Annotated in this window: 20 protein-coding genes; 6 read left to right on the top strand and 14 right to left on the bottom strand. The window is 41.9% G+C overall.

Annotated features, from left to right (window positions below):
* The first annotated feature begins 206 nt into the window (after positions 1-206).
* Positions 207-1,556, top strand: coding sequence for a group II intron reverse transcriptase/maturase (ltrA, locus tag ACED29_RS10450; protein ID WP_371697612.1), 1,350 nt, complete (start codon positions 207-209; stop codon positions 1,554-1,556).
* Between the two features lie 81 nt (positions 1,557-1,637).
* On the opposite strand, the gene ACED29_RS10445 is transcribed toward ltrA, so the two are convergent.
* The 4 genes from ACED29_RS10445 to ACED29_RS10430 form a co-directional block, all read right to left on the bottom strand.
* On the bottom strand, positions 1,638-1,898 hold the full coding sequence (locus ACED29_RS10445) for a hypothetical protein (RefSeq protein ID WP_371697611.1): 261 nt from the start codon (positions 1,896-1,898) through the stop codon (positions 1,638-1,640).
* A gap of 939 nt (positions 1,899-2,837) precedes the next feature.
* The gene (locus ACED29_RS10440; protein ID WP_371697610.1) at positions 2,838-3,671 is read right to left on the bottom strand and encodes a sulfurtransferase; all 834 of its coding nucleotides are present in this window, start codon (positions 3,669-3,671) and stop codon (positions 2,838-2,840) included.
* A 142-nt stretch (positions 3,672-3,813) separates the two neighbouring features.
* Positions 3,814-5,763, bottom strand: a complete 1,950-nt coding sequence (locus tag ACED29_RS10435) for a methyl-accepting chemotaxis protein (protein WP_371697609.1) — start codon at positions 5,761-5,763, stop codon at positions 3,814-3,816.
* 571 nt (positions 5,764-6,334) lie between these two features.
* The gene (locus ACED29_RS10430) at positions 6,335-7,831 is read right to left on the bottom strand and encodes an aldehyde dehydrogenase (RefSeq protein WP_182698964.1); all 1,497 of its coding nucleotides are present in this window, start codon (positions 7,829-7,831) and stop codon (positions 6,335-6,337) included.
* Between the two features lie 311 nt (positions 7,832-8,142).
* On the opposite strand from ACED29_RS10430, the gene ACED29_RS10425 reads away from it, so the two are divergent.
* The 4 genes from ACED29_RS10425 (at position 8,143) to ACED29_RS10410 (ending at position 12,268) form a co-directional block, all read left to right on the top strand.
* Positions 8,143-9,495, top strand: coding sequence for an aspartate aminotransferase family protein (locus tag ACED29_RS10425; protein WP_124017899.1), 1,353 nt, complete (start codon positions 8,143-8,145; stop codon positions 9,493-9,495).
* A gap of 55 nt (positions 9,496-9,550) precedes the next feature.
* A complete protein-coding gene (locus ACED29_RS10420; protein ID WP_371697608.1) occupies positions 9,551-11,050 on the top strand; it encodes a CoA-acylating methylmalonate-semialdehyde dehydrogenase in 1,500 nt (499 codons plus the stop codon).
* Between the two features lie 9 nt (positions 11,051-11,059).
* The gene (locus ACED29_RS10415; protein ID WP_124017897.1) at positions 11,060-11,425 is read left to right on the top strand and encodes a cupin domain-containing protein; all 366 of its coding nucleotides are present in this window, start codon (positions 11,060-11,062) and stop codon (positions 11,423-11,425) included.
* Between the two features lie 120 nt (positions 11,426-11,545).
* Positions 11,546-12,268, top strand: coding sequence for a TorF family putative porin (locus ACED29_RS10410; RefSeq protein ID WP_124017896.1), 723 nt, complete (start codon positions 11,546-11,548; stop codon positions 12,266-12,268).
* Positions 12,269-12,490: 222 nt separating this feature from the next.
* Here the strand turns inward: ACED29_RS10410 and ACED29_RS10405 are convergent, their stop codons facing one another.
* Entirely contained in the window at positions 12,491-12,670 is a 180-nt protein-coding gene (locus ACED29_RS10405; RefSeq protein WP_124017895.1) for a hypothetical protein, read from the bottom strand.
* Positions 12,671-13,008: 338 nt separating this feature from the next.
* Between ACED29_RS10405 and ACED29_RS10400 the strand changes: the two genes are divergently transcribed.
* Entirely contained in the window at positions 13,009-13,353 is a 345-nt protein-coding gene (locus tag ACED29_RS10400; protein ID WP_124017894.1) for a DUF3634 family protein, read from the top strand.
* An 88-nt stretch (positions 13,354-13,441) separates the two neighbouring features.
* Here the strand turns inward: ACED29_RS10400 and ACED29_RS10395 are convergent, their stop codons facing one another.
* The 9 genes from ACED29_RS10395 to ACED29_RS10355 form a co-directional block, all read right to left on the bottom strand.
* Entirely contained in the window at positions 13,442-13,996 is a 555-nt protein-coding gene (locus ACED29_RS10395) for a DUF3833 domain-containing protein (RefSeq protein WP_124017921.1), read from the bottom strand.
* A 53-nt stretch (positions 13,997-14,049) separates the two neighbouring features.
* On the bottom strand, positions 14,050-14,694 hold the full coding sequence (locus ACED29_RS10390; protein WP_371697607.1) for a chalcone isomerase family protein: 645 nt from the start codon (positions 14,692-14,694) through the stop codon (positions 14,050-14,052).
* The gene (locus ACED29_RS10385; protein ID WP_371697606.1) at positions 14,695-15,231 is read right to left on the bottom strand and encodes a DUF2878 domain-containing protein; all 537 of its coding nucleotides are present in this window, start codon (positions 15,229-15,231) and stop codon (positions 14,695-14,697) included. It lies immediately after the preceding gene.
* A gap of 77 nt (positions 15,232-15,308) precedes the next feature.
* Positions 15,309-16,544, bottom strand: a complete 1,236-nt coding sequence (locus ACED29_RS10380) for a cyclopropane-fatty-acyl-phospholipid synthase family protein (RefSeq protein WP_124017920.1) — start codon at positions 16,542-16,544, stop codon at positions 15,309-15,311.
* A 104-nt stretch (positions 16,545-16,648) separates the two neighbouring features.
* On the bottom strand, positions 16,649-17,470 hold the full coding sequence (locus ACED29_RS10375; RefSeq protein WP_182698970.1) for a DUF1365 domain-containing protein: 822 nt from the start codon (positions 17,468-17,470) through the stop codon (positions 16,649-16,651).
* Entirely contained in the window at positions 17,467-18,735 is a 1,269-nt protein-coding gene (locus ACED29_RS10370; protein WP_182698971.1) for an NAD(P)/FAD-dependent oxidoreductase, read from the bottom strand. The genes ACED29_RS10375 and ACED29_RS10370 overlap by 4 nt, the downstream gene beginning before the upstream one ends.
* A gap of 49 nt (positions 18,736-18,784) precedes the next feature.
* Entirely contained in the window at positions 18,785-19,534 is a 750-nt protein-coding gene (locus ACED29_RS10365) for an SDR family NAD(P)-dependent oxidoreductase (protein ID WP_182742291.1), read from the bottom strand.
* Positions 19,534-20,037 (bottom strand): nuclear transport factor 2 family protein, encoded by a 504-nt coding sequence (locus ACED29_RS10360; RefSeq protein ID WP_220492468.1) that lies wholly within the window; start codon positions 20,035-20,037, stop codon positions 19,534-19,536. Before ACED29_RS10360 ends, ACED29_RS10365 begins: the two co-directional genes overlap by 1 nt.
* A gap of 220 nt (positions 20,038-20,257) precedes the next feature.
* Entirely contained in the window at positions 20,258-21,679 is a 1,422-nt protein-coding gene (locus tag ACED29_RS10355) for an ammonia-forming cytochrome c nitrite reductase subunit c552 (protein WP_371697605.1), read from the bottom strand.
* Positions 21,680-21,753: the final 74 nt, after the last annotated feature.

The raw sequence follows: 21,753 nt of genomic DNA, 5'->3' as shown, positions 1-21,753 counted from the left end.
ATTAACCAGTAAGGCTCTGGTTTATAAGTGCCTTGGCTTTTCAGCATCATCGACTGAAAAGAGCGAACCAGATGGAAACCGATAGCGCATGACGGGGTAACTTGGCATGTGATTAAGCAGAAGTCAGCAGACGGCATAGTAGCCCAACGCCCATCGTAATGGTTGGGACATGGTGAAGGCCTGAACATTTAGAAGAAGGAGGAGTCTTGTCAAACTTGTCGATACCCACTACGTCGCCAGACGATTACTATCAGCAGCGTATTGATATGCAACCGGCCTTCAACAGCGATTTATTCCAACAACTGCTCGAACCTGAAAATCTACACCGAGCTTGGCGTCAAGTTAAAGCCAATAAAGGCGCGGCGGGCATCGATGGCATGACCATCGAAGCCTTCCCGCTCTGGATGCAACAAGGCGGCTGGCAACGGTGTAAATCTCAATTAGAGCGAGGTGAATACCAACCCTCAGCGGTCAGGCGCGTAGAGATCGACAAACCCGATGGCGGTAAACGCAAATTGGGGATCCCTAACGTCATTGACCGTGTGATACAGCAAGCTATTGCTCAAATACTCACGCCACTGTTTGATCCATTCTTCTCGACTAACAGCTTTGGCTTTAGGCCGAACAGAAATGCCAAACAAGCGGTACTGCAAGTAAGGGATATCATCAAACAGAAACGCAAATTTGCCGTCGATGTTGATCTGTCTAAGTTCTTTGACCGAGTTAATCATGATCTCTTGATGACTCAACTTAGAAATAAGGTGCAGGATAAGCGTCTGTTGGCGCTTATTGGTAAGTACCTTCGAGCAGGTGTGATGGTCAATGGCCAATTTGAAGCAAGCTTTGAAGGTGTGCCTCAAGGTGGCCCACTCTCGCCATTACTCTCTAACATTATGTTGGATAGTCTGGATAAAGAGTTGGAAAGCCGAGGGCATAAATTCGCCCGCTACGCGGACGACTTCATCATTTTGGTAAAGTCTATTCGAGCAGGAGAGCGGGTACTCAAGAGCATTACTCAATATCTGGCCACTAAGCTAAAACTGGCCGTTAATGAACAGAAAAGCCAAGTGGTTAAGGTAGGTCAAAGCAAGTTTCTTGGGTTTACATTTAACCGAGGCAAGATCCAGTGGCATGCTAAAACATTGCACATTTTCAAACAAAAGATGAGACGATTAACGAACCGAAACTGGGGCGTGAGTATGAGTTATCAGCTGTTTAAAGTGCGGCAATACATGCAAGGCTGGATCAACTACTTTGGCATTGCCAATGCTTATCAAGGATGTGTCGATTTAGACCACTGGATCCGACGTCGTATTCGTATGTGCTACTGGCGTCAGTGGCGAAAGCCACGGACCAAGGTACAAAACTTACTAAAACGTGGCGTCAGGATCCAAGCCGCTGTTGCTTGTGGGATCACAAGTAAAGGCCCTTGGCGTAGCTCTAAAACACCTGGGATACAGCAAGCGCTAAGTAATGAGTACCTTAAGAGAGCAGGATTATATTCATTGAGAGACGGATGGATCGCAGTTCAATATCCTAACCAGAAAGCTAGTTAGGTGTTCTAAATGAACCGCCCTGTGCGGAGCCGCATGCAGGGTGGTGTGGGGGCTGGAGGCTAGATACCTCCGGCTACCCGATTAGGTGACCGGCTTAAATGTAGCTAAACATAAATTATCAGCCGCCTGATCAAACCACCACCAACTAACTAATTCACCAGTAGATAGACACTTGAAAGCAAAAATAGATGCGCCATCATAGTGGCTATGGTTAATATCAACTAGTTCATATAGGCACCCAGAATCAATTTTTCCATTATTAGTAAAATCAGGATTATCCGCTTGAGAGATATATTGATTACCAATAACAAATGGATGATCTCGCCACGTAGAACCACTCATCGACATAATTACACCTAACAGCTTATTAGAGGGCCAAATAAATTTAAAGCCGGCCATTTAAGTTATTGATTAATATCATCCTACATTTACTATCTTATTGATGTAAAGCAGTTTTATTTAACTCCACTGACAAATAAAAGCGAGGTTGCGCGTTAAAAGTGGACTCAATATTCGACAGGAAATAAAAACACATTTATTTCAATACATTACAAAATAAACAAATTATTTATCGTACTACTTTAGTTTACTTATTAGCCGATTTAACTTAAAAACACGCCAAAACCATTACAACTATTTTTATACACAGTACACACTACATAAAGGTGGGCGACATAGCTGATACTGAATATTTATCCGACATTTGTAAGCCAGTTACAGATGAAGTTTAAAGCGGGGCGATCCCCATCGAAAATTATGCGTTTTTCAGCATTTTTCATCTGACATTATTGGCCACTGGCCATATCCAAAAAACTTAATTGGGTCAGGGTAAACTTTTATAAAAAGATAAGTTCTAAGTCATTATTGTCCAAACGCGTAGTTTGTTTGCTTTAAACATCCAAATTCAACTCTTAACTTGAGGGTGTTGAAGACTCTTTATAAAAGAACGCGTGAGCCTGACAAGACGTCAGGCTAGCTTTCGGTGGCCATGGATGGCCTATCGGAAGCGGTAGCATTTTCGAATAAGACCGAGGCGGTCTACAAGAGAGGTCAAAAGCTGGATCAATCCCCATGGCGACCTTTTCGCAGCTGTTGTTTTGTAAAAAGCGAAAATGTTACAGGGCAGCTGGGCTAATTCTTTTATAAAGAGTAAATAGGGAACAGCAGTAGGTTTGCTCTTACTCTGCTATGAGCAAAGCACCACGACGTTAGTGGCCGTAGGCCATAAAAAAGCTGGATTCCGGCTCAAAAAATAATGCCGGAATGACAGCAACATTGGCTCTACTCTATTGGTAAAGCTGCATCTCCGCCCCACACAGCCCAAGAACCATCGTATAAAACCGCTTGATGGTGTCCGGCTACATAGGAAGCTAAAATCAAAATACATGCGGTAATGCCTGAACCGCAACTAAACACTCGTTGAGCATTATTACTGGTATCTAAGGTCGCGAAAATGGTATGCAATTCACGAATCGATTTCATTTTAAAACCATTTAATACCCGCGCAAAAGGCAAGTTGAGCGAACCGGGAATATGACCACTGCGCATGCCCACTCTAGGCTCTGGTGAGGTACCATTAAAACGCCCTGCTGCACGTGCATCAATCACATCAACATTGGCATGACCAAGATGGGTTAACACAAACTCAGTGTCACACATTTTGTGTTGTTGCAAACGACCTTTGAAATCGCCTGAGTGAGTAGCAGATGAGAATTGGCGGATGGTATCTCGTCCTTCTGCTTGCCATTGTGGTAAACCACCATCGAGTACAAATACCTTATCAAAACCCATAGCTTTGAAAGTCCACCACGCTCGCGGGGCAGAATAAATACCTTGATTGTCGTAAATCACTACTGTGCTGTTATGGGTTATTCCCAATGACTGCGCAGCATCAGTAAACTGCTCAGCCGTTGGCATTGCATGAGTTTGTGATGATCGATGATCAAAAAAAAGCTTGTCCATTTGGCATGATAACGCGCCAGGGATAACGAAAAGTTCATCGTATACTAATGGCTCTTTTCCCAGCACAATTTCCATACTAGCATCAAGTAACACAAGCTCAGGATCATCAAGATGTAATGCTAACCAATCAGTTGTCACTAAAGGATTATTCACGATTAACCTCACTGCAATTTGTTTATAAAACAACAATATTGCACTGTCATAACGCAATAGCAAGTCATTCAGCTATTGATAGCAATTAACCTCATTGTGCTCGATTAATATCCATATCTTTATTCGCTGGATAAATGAAATCCTACACCTTAAATTGTGACACTAGCTGGTTTAACTGCTCAGCTAAACGGGCTATTTCAGCACTTGAACTGCGGGTTTGAGTTGAAGCTTGTGAGTTTTCTTCGGCGATACGTTTAACATTAATAATATTCTCATTAATGCTCTCAGCCACTGAACTTTGTTCTTCTGCGGCGCTGGCTATTTGCATGTTCATGTCATTGATCAAATTTACAGCATTCGTAATTGATTTTAGTGCAGTATTGGCTTTACTGGCTTGCGCTACACAATGTTCAGCTTGTGTTTTTCCTTGGCTCATCACAGAGACAGCATTTTCTGTTCCGGCCTGAAGTTGTTCAATAATGGTCTGGATTTCAGACGTTGACCTTTGAGTTCTCTCAGCAAGAGTGCGAACTTCATCAGCCACAACGGCAAAACCTCGCCCTTGCTCTCCTGCTCTTGCGGCCTCAATAGCAGCATTTAACGCGAGTAAATTGGTTTGCTCTGCAATACTTCGAATAACACCTAAAATGGAACTGATGTTTAGGACTTCTTTTTGCACTTCGTGTAATTTCTCTGAGGAATCATTCACACTCGATGACAGAGAATTGATAGAGGTTATTGTTTGGTCCACAACTTGTGAACCTGATAATGATTCAATATTTGCCTGATTAGCGGCATCGGCCGCTTTTGCCGCACTATCTGCAACATCATGAACGGTTGCAGCCATTTCATTCATTGCGGTGGCAACCATATCCGTTTCAGATTCTTGTCGAGAAATCCCATTGGACGTTTGTTCTGTGACAACAGCGAGCTCTTCAGATGCTGATGCTAACTCAATACTGGCGGCATTAATTGTGGTGAGCATCAGTTTTAATTTAGTTGACGTGTCTTGAATAGCATTGAGCAACATACCCGTTTCATCTTTACTGCTACTCTCTAACCGAACCGTTAAATCGCCTAAAGCCAATTGATTTGCCGCATTAACAGCGGTTTGGATGGGCCGAGTAATACTGATGGTAAGAAGATATGCAATAACGAGCCCTATGGCGATTGCAGCAATAGACATGATCAATGTGAACTGAATACTGTCTGCAATGGTGACATCAAGCTCAGAGCCTAATGCTTTTTGCTCATTCATTACTGAGAGTTTGATGTCTTCTGTGGCATGAGCGATTTTAGGGCCATGCACATCTAAAACATTTTTAATTAAGTTATTTCTGCTGACAATAGAATCATGTACCTGATTCATTGATGCTAAGTAAATTTTATGATTTTTTTCAAACTCGAGCATTAAACTTCTTTGCTCGCTTTGATTAAGGTTTTTATCGAGTTGATCGAGCTTAGTGGCCATCAGATTAGTCATTTTCTCAAGGGCTAAGCCAAAATCACTTTCTTGATTAGTTTGCAAATACTTCACCATAAATAAACGCCCCATTAGCAGGGTGTCTTTAACATAACTGGCATAATAAACCGCTTGATTATCTTCATTATCATTTGACGATTGAATAAGACTTTCTATGATGGCAAGCATTCTCTCTCCGCTTGGTACCAGCTGAGTGTCATTGATTTTATGTCTTTGTCGAATCAACTCAACAACCTGCTCAAATGATTGTTGGTAAGTGCGAAATGATTCTTCAACAAAGGTAATCTGTGCAGCTCGCTCAGGCGCCTTGATTTGCTTTTTCGCTTCCTCAAGGTAAGTTTTCATTTTGGTCACATCACTGTTGTACTCGACTAAATCTTCATCAGACTGACTGATGAGATAATCTTTCACCTTAATACGCACCAATAACATATTAGCCTGAAGTCTTCCGGCGATATTCGTGTCTTGTGCTAGTGATTTATAATGAAGAAAACTCGAACCAGATGAGTTAAGTGCGCTAATGCTAGTCACCACAACAATTGCAAGTAGTATGAGCACCAAACCAAAACCGCCACTGATTTTTGCACCGAGCTTTAGATTGTTAAACATGAGTCACCTCAAATAATATCAACTAGCAAAATTATGATTAGCTGAATGTCGCCATCAACAGCTAAAAGGATATAACCAGCAAATATTATTACCAACATCTTGCCAACATATCAATTTAAATAATTGATTTGAAATGCTAAAAACCATATTTATCAACCAATAATAAAACTAAAGGTTTACATAAAAATTGATTGTTAATACTTAAAGCTAGTGTTAAATAAAGAGTAAATAAGAAATACAAAGGTAACTAAACAACAATGAAAACTGAGAAAGTGGCAGGAAACTACTAGGACAATAGTCGCTGGATGAACCATATTTGGCGGCAGTACTCACCACATAAGGGGGGCTAGAAAGGTGTTACTTTTAGCAATATGCTTTTGCATCTATGCTGATATGTTAATCATAAATAAACCGTGAGATCATCCTGCAATCAATTTATCATCTGACTAATTTTGAATCATTTATACACTGTGGTTTAGGGCGAGTAATCACATTCTTTAGCTTGAATACCTACTAATAAAAAGCCCTTTATTAGCAAATAAAGGGCTTTTCAAATCTAAAACCTTAGTGACTATAGAGCAATCCAAGTCGCTTTAAGTTCAGTGTACTTATCAAACGCATGTAATGACTTGTCGCGGCCATTACCAGACTGCTTATAACCCCCAAATGGAGCCGTCATGTCACCACCGTCATAATGGTTTATCCACACCATACCGCTGCGTAGCGCTTTAGCCGTTTTATGGGCTTTACTTAAGTTTGAGGTCCACACACCAGCAGCTAGGCCATAGATAGTGTCGTTGGCAATCTTAATGGCTTCTTCCATGCCATCAAATTCGATAACCGATAACACAGGACCAAAAATCTCTTCACTGGCAATTTTCATGTCATTTTTAACATTACTGAAAATAGTCGGTTGCACAAACATGCCGCCGGTTTCTACCATCACTTGTTTGCCGCCATCAACTAAGGTAGCACCTTGTTCGCTGCCGCTTTTAATATAGTTCAATACATTAGTGAGCTGTTGTTGATCGACCATAGCACCACAAGTGGTTTTAGGATCAAGTGGATGCCCTGGTTGCCAGCCCTGCATTTGTTCAACTATCAACTTGATTAACTCATCTTTAACGCCTGACTCAACCAATAAGCGAGAACCAGCAGTACACACTTCGCCTTGGTTAAACGCAATCGCTACCGCAGCGGCTTCTGCTGCCGCTTTCAAATCTGGTGCATCGTTAAACACAATGTTTGGGCTCTTACCACCAGCTTCCAACCATACGCGCTTCATGTTCGACTCACCCGCATAAATCATTAACTGTTTGGCAATTTTTGTTGAACCGGTAAATACCAAAGTATCAATGTCCATGTGCAACGCCAGCGCTTTACCCACTGTATGACCAAAACCAGGTAATACGTTTAATACGCCGGCTGGAATACCAGCTTCAATGGCTAACTGGGCCATACGAATAGCGGTTAATGGTGATTTTTCTGATGGCTTTAAAATCACACTATTACCTGTCGCTAATGATGGCCCTAGCTTCCAGCACGCCATAATCATCGGGAAGTTCCACGGTACAATCGCGGCAACCACACCAACGGCTTCACGAGTGATCATGCCAATTTCGTTATGGGCTGTTGGCGCTATTTCATCATAAATTTTATCGATTGCTTCACCAGACCAACGGATAGCACGGGCAGCACCGACAACATCAACCCCTTTAGAATGCTGAATGGGCTTCCCCATATCTAGGGTTTCGAGTAACGCCATTTCATCGGCATTGGCTTCAAGTAAATCGGCAAACTTAATCATGACTTCTTTACGTTTTACTGGTGGTAAATTAGCCCAGGTACCCGCTTCGAATACTTCACGCGCATTGGCAACAGCAAGGTTTGCATCGGCTAAATCACAGCTCGCGACTTTGGCAAGAACTTTGCCATCAATTGGGCTGATACAGTCGAAAGTGTCACCAGACACAGCACTTTGATATTGACCATTGATAAATGCACTGCCATTGATTTGTAAACTTGCTGCCAGTGCTTCCCAATCGCTACGACTTGTTGGAGTACTCATTGTGACCTCGAAATAATAAATGGATTGATAAACACCAAAACTAAGAAATAAAGCAGGTGCCAAGACTAATTTGTGCCGTCTAAAATGGATTACTGACACATTTATGTTAATCAATATTGTCACCTGATTATGCTGAACAGCAAGAAATTTTCAATATATTTTACAAAATAGGCACATTTAGTTTAAATAAATGCACAAAACACTTTTATGTTCATTATTTTTGACATAGCATAGCGAATATTCGTCACTCATTATTTAATCAGTTTAAGATGAATCCCTAATAATTGTAGCTATCAATGTAGAGTCAATTTATGAGCGAATATAAGCAAAATGGAATCAGCGATTCATCACAATCTTGGCCAAATATGGCGCACTTTTGGATGCCATTTACCGCCAACAAGCAGTTTAAAGCCAATCCACGTCTCCTTGTTTCGGCACAAGGAATGTATTACACCGATATTGAAGGCAATAAAGTACTCGATGCTACCGCAGGTCTATGGTGTTGTAATGCGGGACACGGAAGGCAAGAGATCTCAGAAGCGGTAAGTAAACAAATTAGCCAAATGGATTATGCGCCGTCGTTTCAAATGGGTCATCCACTTGCATTTGAATTAGCGCATAAACTCAGTCAGCTCAGTCCAGATGGATTAGATAAGGTATTTTTTACCAATTCAGGCTCAGAATCGGTTGATACTGCACTTAAAATGGCACTTTGTTATCACAGAGCCAATGGTCAGGCATCTCGAACGCGCTTTATCGGCCGTGAGCTTGGCTATCATGGTGTCGGTTTTGGTGGCATCTCAGTGGGTGGCATTAGTAATAACCGTAAAACATTCAGCCAACAATTACTGCAAGGTGTTGATCATCTGCCTCACACTCTCGACATTGCCAATAATGCTTTCAGTCATGGTTTACCTCCACATGGCTTAGATAAAGCCGAAGTGCTTGAGCAACTGATTACGTTACATGGCGCGGAAAATATTGCCGCGGTCATTGTCGAGCCGATGTCAGGATCAGCAGGGGTTATTCTGCCACCAGACGGTTACTTAGCGCGCCTGCGTGAAATCACTCAAAAACACGGTATTTTGCTTATTTTTGATGAAGTGATCACCGGCTTTGGCCGTGTTGGTGCTGCTTTTGCCAGTGAACGCTGGCAAGTGACGCCAGACATGATTACCACAGCGAAAGCGATTAATAACGGTGCAATTCCGATGGGCGCTGTATTTGTCAGTAATACCATTCACGATACATGTATGAATGGCCCTAATGAGTTAATTGAATTCTTCCATGGTTACACTTATTCAGGCCATCCGGTTGCCGCAGCGTCAGCACTTGCAACTTTATCAATATATGAAGATGAGCAGTTATTTGAACGCGCTAAGGGACTTGAGGCTTACTTTGAACAAGCCGTTCACAGCCTTAAAGGACTGCCAAACGTCATTGATATTCGCAATACCGGTTTAGTGGCAGGTATCCAACTGGCACCGAGCGATAAAGGTGTGGGTAAGCGAGGTTACGCCATTTTTGATCACTGCTTTAGGCAAGGTGCCTTAGTGCGAGCAACCGCTGACATCATCGCGTTATCACCGCCATTGATTGTAGAAAAATCACAAATCGACGACATGGTTAATCACATAAGCGATGCGATTAACGCGGTTGGTTAATCGTTTTTAAATACCCATTTCTTGAATACCTATTTTGCTTAAAAGGATCCAGTTCATGCTTAACATTACTCATTTTGTCGATGGGCAACACACACCAGCGAGTCAGCGTAATCAAACAATCTATGATCCTGCTACGGGTGAAACCCGTGGCCAAGTATCACTGGCGAGTCATGAAGAAGTGAGCTTAGCGATTAGTGCGGCCAAAAAAGCTTACCAAACCTGGTCACAAGTCACGCCACTCAACCGTGCTCGGGTATTATTTAAATTTAAAGCCTTAGTCGAGCAACATGTTGATAAATTGGCACAATTAATCACTCTTGAACACGGCAAAGTATTAGATGATGCTAAAGGTGAAATCACCCGAGGGCTAGAGGTCGTTGAGTTTGCTTGTGGCATTCCACATTTGCTCAAAGGCGAACATACTCAGCAAGTCGGTGGCGGTGTTGACTCATGGTCAGTTAACCAATCATTAGGTGTGGTGGCGGGTATTTCTCCGTTTAACTTTCCAGTGATGGTGCCAATGTGGATGTTCCCTATCGCGATAGCCTGCGGTAATGCTTTTATCATGAAGCCATCTGAAAAAGATCCAAGTGCAGTAATGTTTATTGCCGAATTGCTTAAACAAGCCGGTCTACCTGATGGTGTATTTAACGTTATCAATGGTGATAAAGAAGCGGTTGATACCTTGTTAACTCACCCTGATATTCACGCTGTCAGCTTTGTTGGCTCAACCCCTATTGCTGAATATATTTACAGTACAGCTTCTGCTCACGGTAAACGTGTACAGGCGTTGGGCGGTGCTAAAAATCATATGTTATTGATGCCAGACGCTGACTTAGATCAAGCAGTCAATGCGTTAATGGGGGCGGCATACGGTAGTGCCGGTGAGCGCTGTATGGCGATTTCAGTCGTATTGGCGGTTGGTGATGTGGCTGACAAATTGGTGGAAGCATTACTGCCACAAATTAGTGCCTTAAAAGTGGGTAGCGGTGTGACGCCAGAAATGGACATGGGGCCGTTAATTTCGGCGCAACACTTAGCCAAAGTACGTGATTACGTTGATGCTGGCGTGAATGAAGGCGCGACGTTAGTGGTTGATGGCCGTGATATCAGCATTAGCGACCACCAGCAAGGTTACTTTTTGGGAGCATGCTTATTTGATCATGTCATGCCAAACATGAGCATTTACCAACAAGAAATCTTTGGCCCTGTATTAGCAATAGTGCGAGTCGATACCTATGCCGAAGCCTTGGCGTTAATTAACCAACATGAATTTGGCAATGGCACCGCCATTTTCACTCAAAGCGGCCAAGTTGCACGCCATTTTTGTCACCATGTTGAAGTGGGTATGGTCGGAGTGAATGTGCCCATTCCGGTACCAATGGCATTTCATAGTTTTGGGGGGTGGAAACGCTCACTATTTGGGCCTCTGCATATGCACGGACCTGATGGAGTGCGTTTTTATACTAAGCGAAAAGCCATTACCGCTCGCTGGCCACAAGCTAAAAGCGACAGTAACGAACCTTCAGCATTTATCATGCCTACGATGAAATAAGTGAATATGATGAACAAAAACATTAGCGATATTACCGTGTTTAGTCGCCAATCAACTGCGGTTGAGTCTTATCACTTGGCCAATGAAAAACTGATAACAGGTAATCCATTACAGTCAGTACAAAATCATTTTGAAAGCCCATGTAAGCAATTTAATGTCGGTATTTGGCAAAGTGAGTCTGGCAGTTGGAACATTAATTATAGCGAATATGAATATTGCGACATTCTCGAAGGCACTAGCATCATCACTGACAGTCAAGGCCAACGCTTAACCGTCAGTACGGGTGATAAATTTGTTATTCCAGCTGGATTTACCGGCACATGGGAAGTGGTTAATCACTGTAAAAAAATCTACGTTATGTTTGAACAACAGTAACGTTTAACCGCCATGCGGTACAGACGAAACCATGACGGTTTTGCTTCTGATAAGTGGCATACGCAGTAGCTAGATAGCTCAATATCAGTCACTGTATTTTATGTAAATGGAGATAATATCGTGTCGAAAACATTTAAAAGAACGCGAATTGCACTGTTAAGCGGATTAACGTTATCAGCTACTCTTCTGGCTCCGTTAGCCACGGCAGAAGTATCTGGTGCGGTCACTGTAACCAACGATTATCGTTTCCGTGGAATATCACAAACCGCTGGGGATCCAGCGCTACAAGCTAATATCGATTGGAGCCATGAAAGTGGTTTTTTTGTCGGTGCTTGGGGCAGTAATGTCGATTTCGATGAGCCAGATTACAATGGCCCTGACGTCGAAATAGACTTGTATGCTGGTTACTATGGTGAACTTAACGACGATACCAGTTATGACTTAACCTTATATCGTTACAACTACCCAGGCGAAAGCGACCTCGATTATTTAGAGATTAGCGCAGGTATCGACTTCAGTGGTTTCAGAGCAGCCTATTGGTATACGAATGACTACGGTGGAAGCGATCTTGATCTGCACTATACCGAAATCAATTATGGCTGGGAGTTTGCCGAAAACTGGAGTTTAGACCTGCATTATGGCTACAACTTTGGTGACGCCATTGATGATGGTGAAGGTTTTGACAGCTATTCAGATTACTCTGTGGGCGTATCAACCGAAGTCTCTGGTTTTGGCTTATCTTTAGCTTATTTAGACACCGACATGAGTGGTGATTACAAAGTAAGCTCTGGGCTATATAAAAACTCAGGCACAGTACTAGCCAGCGTTAGTTACGCATTTTAACCCCTAGGGGTTAATTGCTACGCAACAGCGCTGATCATTGTTTATCGTATTATCACTAGCCCATTGTGGCTCACTATGTACAAGTTGCAATGTGACATGAGTGTTGGCGATTAAACGGTTATCAGCCGGTGTTAAAAACAAAAAACCGCATAATGCGGTTTTTTTTATGGTTAAACCATAAACTAAGATTGGATATTCATTATAAAGGTCATAAAGCAGAAGTTATTTGGTCGACAATCCATTTAGCGATTGCCCTTGGGCTTGCTTTTTAACGCATTGCCAGCCGTCAGCAATATGTTGTAATTGTTCGCGTCGCTGCGGGAATTTATCAGCTAAATCGAGCATTAAAGATGTTTGGATTTCACAGATTTCGGCCCAACGACTAGCATTAGAGAGTGACATATTTAGTCCTTAAATAAGTTATACATCCATTTACATGCACCTGCATCGTCATTAAATGTAGCACATATTCATCGTTTATAAAGCCATTTCGATAACTAAACCAGCCTAAAGATCACCCCCTCAGATATCCATTATGCCCTAGGTTAAATGACAGCAAATTTGCTTTAGGCAGCACTCAAATGACAAAATCATCTTGGATTAATCAATAAGGTCTTAACCATAGAATTTAACTTGGATCTAGCGCATATATTTTAATAAATTAGCATTGCATCCAGAGCGTAGCATAGTATCTTATGGTAATAGCCATCGTATAAATATACGGTTTAAAGGAGCAAACTATGGTTGATACCATCATCAAAGTACTGATTATTGCAGTATTATTTTTTCTGGCCTACAAACTGATTTTTAGTGGTAGCCGTGGATTAACCCTTTTTGAAATGCATTTCAAAGATGGCAAACTCAACAGACATAAAGGCAAAATACCAGAGAAGTTTGAGCGAGACTGCCGTGCAATCGCTAAATCAAACAAACTCACTTGCACTGTTAGAGCGGAAAAGTCAGGTGACGTGCGTTTACATGTTTCGGCCAATATAGGCGATAACCTAGTACAACAGATCCGCAATCAGTTTCCATTTGAGTATTACGATAAAAAACATGTTGATGCGTCTAAGCTTAAAGGCTAATACAGCTTAATGACGAACATAAAAAATGGACTCTAAAGAGTCCATTTTTTATGTTCGCAGAGCACCAGCCTATAGCTTGGTCCGCTAATTAATCAGCTTGCTTAGCAATAACTAAAGTGACCTGAGCAACGGTAACACCAAACTTAATGATGTCACTTTTATTGATAATGGTTTGGTCATCGACTAAAAACATCCAATCATCAAAATGCACTTGATACTCACTGCCATCTACAGCTAATTGCATATCATAGCGCCAGCGTAATGCGCTGCCGCGCGACTCACCCTCTGCAATACCTAATATATCATTGGCTGTGCCTTGGTAAATACCATTACCTTTGTCAGTAATTTTCCATACTCGAGTTTGTTTTTCGCCATCATCGTAAACAAACCATTCGTTAATCACACCTTGCTTACCTTGTGGCGTGTCGGTCCAGTGCGCTTCCATAGTCACGGTAAATTTACGCGTCACCTTGCCAGAAAAATCTTGTACTATGCCTGCCGCCGTTAGCTTACCGTCAAAAAATGTGGCTAAGTCTAACTTAGGCGTCGTTTGTTGATAATCTTCAATCGAGGCTGATGAACATGACATCACACCTAAAAGTAATCCGCTAAACAAACACACATGAGCAAACTTTTTAATCATGCCGCGCGCTGAGACAGATATCTTTTGAGGTATGGATAATAGACTGGTGCGCATTAGTTGACTCCAATTAATTGTTTACGTAATTCGGGGTGACTGGTTTTTTCTGACAACCAGATATCGAGAAAAGCTTCAGGGAACTGACTGTTATTAACTTGATAATATGGCTTATCATTAAGTAAAAATGCTGCATCTTCAGGCGTGTTAACTCTAAACGTGAGTCTATCGCCCTCTTTAACATCAGGCCATGCTTTGACTATCTGTTGACGATAAAGCTCAATATTATCTTTAGTTAACCCCAAATGTTGCCATTGCTCAATTGTCGCATCAACCAAATCACTGGCATCAATATCGCGGTGATATTGGATGTCGAGAGTCATTGGAAATCGATTAGCTTGATATTTACCGTCGATGGAAAATAATTTAGCGCTATATATATCCAGCCACAGAAGACTCATGTCGGCTGTGCCAACTTCAATCAGTGGCACATCAGCTGTGTCGGCTTTAACCAAGGGGGCTGTTGTCGCAATATGTGAAACACTGTCACCATCATTAGCAAAAGCATCACTGACACTCAACATGACAATAAGTGCTAATACCAGTGCGCCCACCACACCAAAGATTAATTCTGCTAACCAGTGCATCGATTGGGGTATCTGCCAATGTGGCTGCGATTTAGCAGCCTTGGTTAAGGTTTTCATCTAGGATTCTCCAAAACGAGAGCCACCGTTGTAATACGGGAGTTTTTTGCTACTGATTATTAACAGTACGGGAAATAAGCCACTCCAGATCAGTGCCAATATCAGTGCACTCCAAGCATCTCCCAATGGCAGCTCAACTGCATCAAATTTAGCGCCAGCAAGATAACTTAAACAACCAAATACCCCACCCAATACTGACTGTAACCACAGAGGGAGCTTTCTGAACACAGATAAGCTGTAGTCTAAACAAAGTGCAAAATAAAGCCATAATAGTCCCAACCAATAAGGGATATTAGCGAATTCAAATACGCCAAACCACACCAATAGACTATCAACCGCGATGCCAATTGCCCCACAAACAACCATAACTAATGCATCATGACGCGCTGATGGTGACAATAAAAAGTGACTAATGATCAATAAAATAGACAGTAATAAGAGTTGATTTTGAGCCAGTACTCCCGCCCACCAAACTAATTGGAAGCACACGGCGTTAATTAAGATAAATAACGTTGGCGGAATACCGTAAGAAGACATAACACCTCACACACAGGATGAGACGTCCCGGTAATATATTACCGGGGATGTAAATAGCCAGAAAACACTATCATTGATTAAGATCGGTATTGAGGACGCACGGCAACTAAATGCACTGTACTTGTAGTACGTTCTAAAAAACCTCCTTCGCAGTAGCTCAGATAAAACTTCCACATACGAATAAAGTCATCGCCATAATTTAAGGCTTTTATTTTGTCGTAAGCGGCATCAAAATTCTCATGCCAATGCTTTAAAGTACGTGCATAGTCTTTACCCATATCATCAATAGACCAGGTGACCATGTCGGTTTTCTTGGCGATGTGACGAGTCATTTCACTCACCGACGGTAAGCAACCGCCGGGGAATATATAGCGCTGTATAAAGTCGACACTCTTGCGATAGCTATTGTAACGTTGGTCGGCAATAGTAATCGCCTGGATAAGCATGCGCCCGTCTGGTTTAAGCATATGCTGAAGTTTTTCGAAAAAACCGCCTAAATATTCGTGGCCGACAGCTTCAATCATTTCAATCGATACGACTCGGTCATATTCACCCGTCAATAAACGATAATCTTGTTTCAACAAGGTAATACTATTTTCAAGCCCTTCTTGCTTCACTCGCGCTAGTGCATAATCGTACTGAGCATCGGAAATGGTCGTGGTAGTAACATGCACGCCATAATGTTTCGCCGCATAAATGGCCAAAGCGCCCCAACCGGTACCAACTTCAAGCAAGGTTTGACCTGGACTTAAATCTAAACGCTCACAAATGGTGTGCAACTTATGCAATTGTGCTTCATTTAGACTGCTATCATCTGCCGGATAAAGTGCACTTGAATACATCATTTCTGGGTCAAGAAACTCTTTATACATGTCATTACCTAAATCGTAATGCGCCAGAATATTTCGCTTAGAGCCGGTTTCAGAATTACGATTAAATACATGTTTAATACGATTGATACCATTGCTCAACCATGAAAAATAACGCTCTATATTGTCTAGCAAGGCTAAGTTTTTAGCAAAAATCTGCACCACTTTGGTCAAATCAGGGCTACACCAATGGCCTTGAATATAAGCTTCACCAGCGCCAATTGAACCGCCAAACACCACTTGACGGTAAAAGTTAGCATGCTGAACCTGCATTGTGGCGTGCACATCGCTTTTAGGATCGCCAAATTCTGAAGTTTGATTACCATCAACAATCGTTAAATGACCTTCAGCAAGATGCGCTAATGCGCGAAGAAGAATTTTCCTTGCCAGGCTGTCAGATAAACTCGCTTGAGTCATGCTACTTTCTGTCACCATATTTTCCATGTCATTTCTCCAGTTCATACACTGTCTTATTCGATCGCTTTATTGGCGTAATGCAACTGTAATACGTGATAACCACTTATTTGGTTTACATTTTTCAATAATGATTAATTCAACTTAACGGTCTGCTTGCCAACAAATGGGATCCGTTTAATAAATAACTTCATAGCTTGCCAATAAATACCCAACATAATTTTGAGCGTCATCAATGGGTAACCCAACATAAATTGGCGTATCGAACTTGAGGTAATCAGTTGGCGTTTTAACACTAAACCAGCATCAAATAGCTTATCGTTGTTGGCATTTCTATTTTCAATAGTCACTTTCAAATGTTTAGCTGGGGGCGTAATACGCCACAAGTAATGCATATCTAAGTTCATAAAAGGCGACACATGAAACACTTTGTCTGTTTGAGTAGTATTGGCAATATCCACCAGATAACAATGACGCTCATTCCAAGGAGTATTACTCACCTCAGCGAGCATATAGATTAGCTCATCTTGATGATAACAAAAGTAAAAATTGACCGGACTAAAATAAAAACCAAAATGGCGTATCTGCCCAGAAAATATCACTTTATCGCATATTTGTGTAGCACCTAAATGCTCAATGGTTGCCAACACGCGATGTTTCAATGCCACAGCATCAGAGCCTACACAAGCTTGGCTTAACGCAAGTTTCTCACCAAATTGCTGCTCAAGCGCATTGAGATAATCGCTAGGCTTAAATTTAAGTGGGGTAAACTTGTCTGTTGAAAACAACTTACTCACCGCCGTTAATGCTGGCAGTTCATCTAAATCAATTGCCATCATCGCAATGTTATAACCGAAACTGTGCACCTTAGGCGTATGACGGCGATGGTTAACCTTGCCACAATAAATGCCACTGTTTAATTGATCATGTTTCATTACCGATGTGGGTTGATTCATAAACTAATCCCAAAAAGATCGCATACTTCAACCGCACTCCGAACGCCGTCTTCATGAAATCCGTTGTGCCAGTAAGCTCCCGCAAAGTAGGTATTGTGTTTACCATTGATAAGCGATCTTTTTGCTTGAGACTTCATGCTGGCATCATTAAATACTGGGTGAGCATAATTAAACTTACGCAAAATTTTACGTTCGTCAATTAACGCCGTTTGATTGAGGGTGACACAGAATGTTGGCGCACTGGCTGGTAAACACTGCAAAATATTCATGTTATAAGTCACACTGGCAGGACGCTGGGCAATATCTTGCTGATTTTTACCATCTAAACGATAATTCCAACTTGCCCATGCCGCTTTGCGTTTAGGCAGCAGATTAATGTCGGTATGTAATACCACTTCATTATTCTGGTATTCCATTGCACCTAACACGTCAATCTCGTCTTGAGTAGCATCAGTTAACATCGCTAATGCCTGATCGCTATGGCAACTTAATACCACATCATCAAAACGCTGCCATTCCCCTTTAGCCACTTGAACATATACGCCATCATCGCTGCGCTTAATACCTGTAACGGGAGAATTAAGCTGAATGCGATCTTTGAAAGGTGCCGTTAAAGCAGGAATATAACTGCGCGAACCGCCTTCAAGTACATACCACTGCGGGCGATCATTAATATTTAATAATCCATGATGTTGGAAAAAACGAATGAAAAATCGCAGTGAAAAACCGCGCATATCATCAATACTGGCAGACCAAATAGCGGCGCCCATGGGTAAAATGTAATGCTCACAGAAAAAGGCAGAAAAACCTTGCTGGTCAAGATATTCACCTAGTGAAGCCGTAGGGTATTTATCTGCCTCATAAATCACTTTACAACCATTGTTAAACCGAACTATCTCGCCTAAAAACTTGTAAAAACTTGGACGAAATAAATTACGGCGCTGGGCAAATAAACTCCACAAATTATGGCCATTATATTCAAGCCCCGTGAGTGCATTGTTAACACTAAAGCTCATTTCAGTGGGTATCGATTTAATCTTAAGTTGCGCCATTAATGTTTCAAAAAGCGGATAAGTACGATCGTTAAACACAATAAAGCCTGAGTCGATTGCGTATTGCTGGCCAGCAACTTCTACATCTATGGTAGCTGTATGACCACCAATATAATCATTAGCCTCAAACACAGTTACCGTGTGTTCCCGGCTGAGTAAGTGGGCACTCGTTAGGCCTGCAATTCCACTACCTATTACAGCAATATTTTTCATTTCGTTAATCCCTGACACTAATACTTTATTGTTGATTGACTTGAGCAAGCTATTTAGGAGCCAATAAAGACACTAATAATTTTTCTGGCAATAAAGAGGCTAATTTAAGTAACCAAGTGAATTTGGTTGGAAAATGGATCTCACATTTCTGGCGTTGCATACCGTTATAAATGGCCACAGCGGCTTGCTGAGGCGAGATTTGCATTGGCATAGCAAAGTCATTTTTAGCGGTTAAGGGGGTTTTCACAAAACCTGGGCAAATCACGCTAACCCCAATCCCATGTTTGGCAAGATCAACTCGTAAACTGCGACCTAAATAAGTAATGGCCGCTTTTGATGCGCCATAGGCTTCGGCACGCGGAAACGGCAGATAGGTGGCGCTTGAACTCATCAGCCCCAGCTGAGCACCACGGCCTAAAAGCGGTAAAAAATGTTCTAGACAATAACCCATAGCAACCACATTGGTATTGATCACTCGCGCAAATAAAGCTGAGTCAAAATGCAATGCATCATCAATGTATTCGCAGCTTCCGGCATTCAATACAACTTGCTGTAGCTGCCAACCATTATGCTGCAATAGTTGCTTAAGCTTAGCGGCGGCGGCTTGTACCTGCTCATTATCAGTAATATCAAATTCTAACGGTGTGGCGCCGGTAATCGCCTCTAATGCTTGAGCATTTCGGCCACAAGCTATTACAGCAATACCTTTTTCAAGGTAATATTCAGCTAAAGCTAACCCAATACCTGAGCTGGCTCCAGTAATTAATACGGCCTTGGAACTCGCGTTAACAGTTGCCATTACTTCGCCACCCTATTTTTAAGTAAGCCGATGAGACCTCCTAAAAAAGGCACTTGCTCATAGAGCATTTGTCCTAGGTCAAAGTAGTCTCTATGAGAAAATATCTTATCGGAAAATTTAAGTTGCGACATGCCTTCAACATTTATTAGCTGGCCTTTACTTAATTTAGGATGTGTATAACTCATGGTCCAATACAAAGCGGCTTGCTGATTATCAGCACTGATGACCACTTCTTTGATATCAAATTCAATGTGGGTGACGTTTTGATACATGTTGGCAAAATAATGCGTTAATGCTTCCATGCCCTGGACATGATGCATCGGATCTCTAAAGCAAATATCATCGCGATAGACTTGACTGAGTAGAAACAAATTATCTTTATTGAGCTGTTGATACATATTAATAAAGGCATCAACAATAGCCGGATGACCACTCACAGACGCAGAATTGTCCGTATTTAATGGTACTGATTGAGTATCAACTATCGATTGTGCACCTTGCATTAACAGACTCCTACCACGCGACCCTAAAAACTCACGGAACATAAATATAACAATGCCTTATGTGACAATCAGATAAAAGCATTTAATGACCGTGAAACAAATAAAAACTTATGGGGGTTGATACGACATACTCGCAAAAGTAGATCAACATGTTAAATGAGCCACACAGCAAAACGCCTAAGCAAAGCTTAGGCGTTAATAAAGTCAGTAATAGTGTGTTTTATTCAGAAACTGAGTAACCTGTTTTGGCCACTGGATGCCAGTATTTATCAACTTCCTGTTGAATAAATGCGTGTTTCGCCTTCATCGCGTCGGCTTCAACAAAGCCAATAGCAGCGTGGGCTTTTTCTTTGGTACTGTAATCTGGGTACTCAACTTCAGTAACTGACATTTGACTTAATATGCGGGCCAATGCTTGACGGGCATAAATAACCTGTTCAGTCGATTTATCCAGTAGTTCAATCCCCTCTTTAGGGTTATGAGCATACATACCATGCGATGCAGTGGCAAAATCCCAACGCCATTGTGAATGACGAATAGCCATAATCGCATCATTCATTTGCGCCCATGTAGCCCCCGCATCCCACGCAGCTTTGGCTTCGTAATGCGCCTTAATCAGCAATGACTCTACATGTCGTGCTTTGGCATCAATAGTAGCTTTGGTTTTATCAAGCTTTTTGGTGATGGCCGCTTTACTGCTATGACAATTTACACAACTACGATCAAAATTGTCTAATGCACCACCAACCTTATGGTCAGTAAATGTAGCGCCTTTTTCATCGGTCGCAGGCGGCATATGACAGGTTATACAGGTCACGCCTTGCTTAGCGTGAGCCGAACGACTCCAATGTTCAAACTCTGGATGACGCGCTTTTAATATTGGGGTTTTAGAAATAGGGTGGATCCATTCGTAAAAGCGACGTGTGTCGTAATACTTTTCAATTTCATCGGCAGTGCTGCCAAAAATCCATGGAATATTAACCTTGTTATTATTTTCAGGCTGGAAATAATAACTCACATGACATTGACCACAAACCTGTGCCCCTTGCATTGTGTGGTTTTGCCTATCAAAAGGCAGTTTAATTTTTGCCATCGCATCTTGTGCATGTGGTCGAGGTAATGCGAGTTTAGCACTGCCATCAACATGACAATCACTGCAGTAAACAACGGATTTGATTTCACGGCCTAAATCGACAAAATTGGCACCTGAAAAACCTTGAATACCCATTTCTTTAATCAATCTAGGGGCATCGGGTGTTTTACAGGTCCAGCAACTGGCTGATAAACCTTTGTCACCTTCAGCTATTGCAACACCAGTTCGCAAGGTATGTGTCACGTCAGCTACAGCAAACTGATGCCCGCGAGGGCTATGATATTCTTTGGCAAATGATGAACCAGCCCATAAAATGATATTGGCAGGATATTGCGCCAGTATATCGTCTCGCTCTACTTGGTCTTCGGTTGCTTGCCAAGAGTCATATTGCTGTGGAAACTTTAGTTGATTAGGATCCACCTCAGCACCTTTGAGCGACCAAGAGGTTAGACTCAACAGAGCTATTGCCCCAAGAATAACACTTAAGCCTATCTTGCTTCGCATCGGCTGCGTAGCCTTCATTATCACCTCGATAAGTAGATCCATCATATTGCTAACCTTTGTTTATTCATCACGTTAATTAATCTTTGAGGAACTAAGCCTAAAGTACTGCTTATCTATAA

The sequence above is a fragment of the Shewanella sp. 5S214 genome, from assembly GCF_041439795.1.
GTDB classification, from domain to species: Bacteria; Pseudomonadota; Gammaproteobacteria; order Enterobacterales; family Shewanellaceae; genus Shewanella; species Shewanella vesiculosa.
Note: the sequence above shows the minus strand (reverse complement) of the source record. Positions and strands in the feature narration are given on the sequence as shown.

Bases quoted from the DNA above. Each gene is read 5' to 3' on its own strand.
- ACED29_RS10395 (WP_124017921.1), bottom strand. From the start codon at position 13,996: ATGATTAAAAAGTTTGCTCATGTGTGTTTGTTTAGCGGATTACTTTTA.
- ACED29_RS10415 (WP_124017897.1), top strand. From the start codon at position 11,060: ATGAACAAAAACATTAGCGATATTACCGTGTTTAGTCGCCAATCAACT.
- ACED29_RS10400 (WP_124017894.1), top strand. From the start codon at position 13,009: ATGGTTGATACCATCATCAAAGTACTGATTATTGCAGTATTATTTTTT.
- ACED29_RS10445 (WP_371697611.1), bottom strand. From the start codon at position 1,898: ATGAGTGGTTCTACGTGGCGAGATCATCCATTTGTTATTGGTAATCAA.
- ACED29_RS10430 (WP_182698964.1), bottom strand. From the start codon at position 7,831: ATGAGTACTCCAACAAGTCGTAGCGATTGGGAAGCACTGGCAGCAAGT.
- ACED29_RS10370 (WP_182698971.1), bottom strand. From the start codon at position 18,735: ATGAAAAATATTGCTGTAATAGGTAGTGGAATTGCAGGCCTAACGAGT.
- ACED29_RS10390 (WP_371697607.1), bottom strand. From the start codon at position 14,694: ATGAAAACCTTAACCAAGGCTGCTAAATCGCAGCCACATTGGCAGATA.
- ACED29_RS10355 (WP_371697605.1), bottom strand. From the start codon at position 21,679: ATGATGGATCTACTTATCGAGGTGATAATGAAGGCTACGCAGCCGATG.
- ACED29_RS10405 (WP_124017895.1), bottom strand. From the start codon at position 12,670: ATGTCACTCTCTAATGCTAGTCGTTGGGCCGAAATCTGTGAAATCCAA.
- ACED29_RS10420 (WP_371697608.1), top strand. From the start codon at position 9,551: ATGCTTAACATTACTCATTTTGTCGATGGGCAACACACACCAGCGAGT.
- ACED29_RS10375 (WP_182698970.1), bottom strand. From the start codon at position 17,470: ATGAATCAACCCACATCGGTAATGAAACATGATCAATTAAACAGTGGC.
- ACED29_RS10435 (WP_371697609.1), bottom strand. From the start codon at position 5,763: ATGTTTAACAATCTAAAGCTCGGTGCAAAAATCAGTGGCGGTTTTGGT.
- ACED29_RS10380 (WP_124017920.1), bottom strand. From the start codon at position 16,544: ATGGAAAATATGGTGACAGAAAGTAGCATGACTCAAGCGAGTTTATCT.
- ACED29_RS10385 (WP_371697606.1), bottom strand. From the start codon at position 15,231: ATGTCTTCTTACGGTATTCCGCCAACGTTATTTATCTTAATTAACGCC.
- ACED29_RS10365 (WP_182742291.1), bottom strand. From the start codon at position 19,534: ATGGCAACTGTTAACGCGAGTTCCAAGGCCGTATTAATTACTGGAGCC.
- ACED29_RS10425 (WP_124017899.1), top strand. From the start codon at position 8,143: ATGAGCGAATATAAGCAAAATGGAATCAGCGATTCATCACAATCTTGG.
- ACED29_RS10360 (WP_220492468.1), bottom strand. From the start codon at position 20,037: ATGCAAGGTGCACAATCGATAGTTGATACTCAATCAGTACCATTAAAT.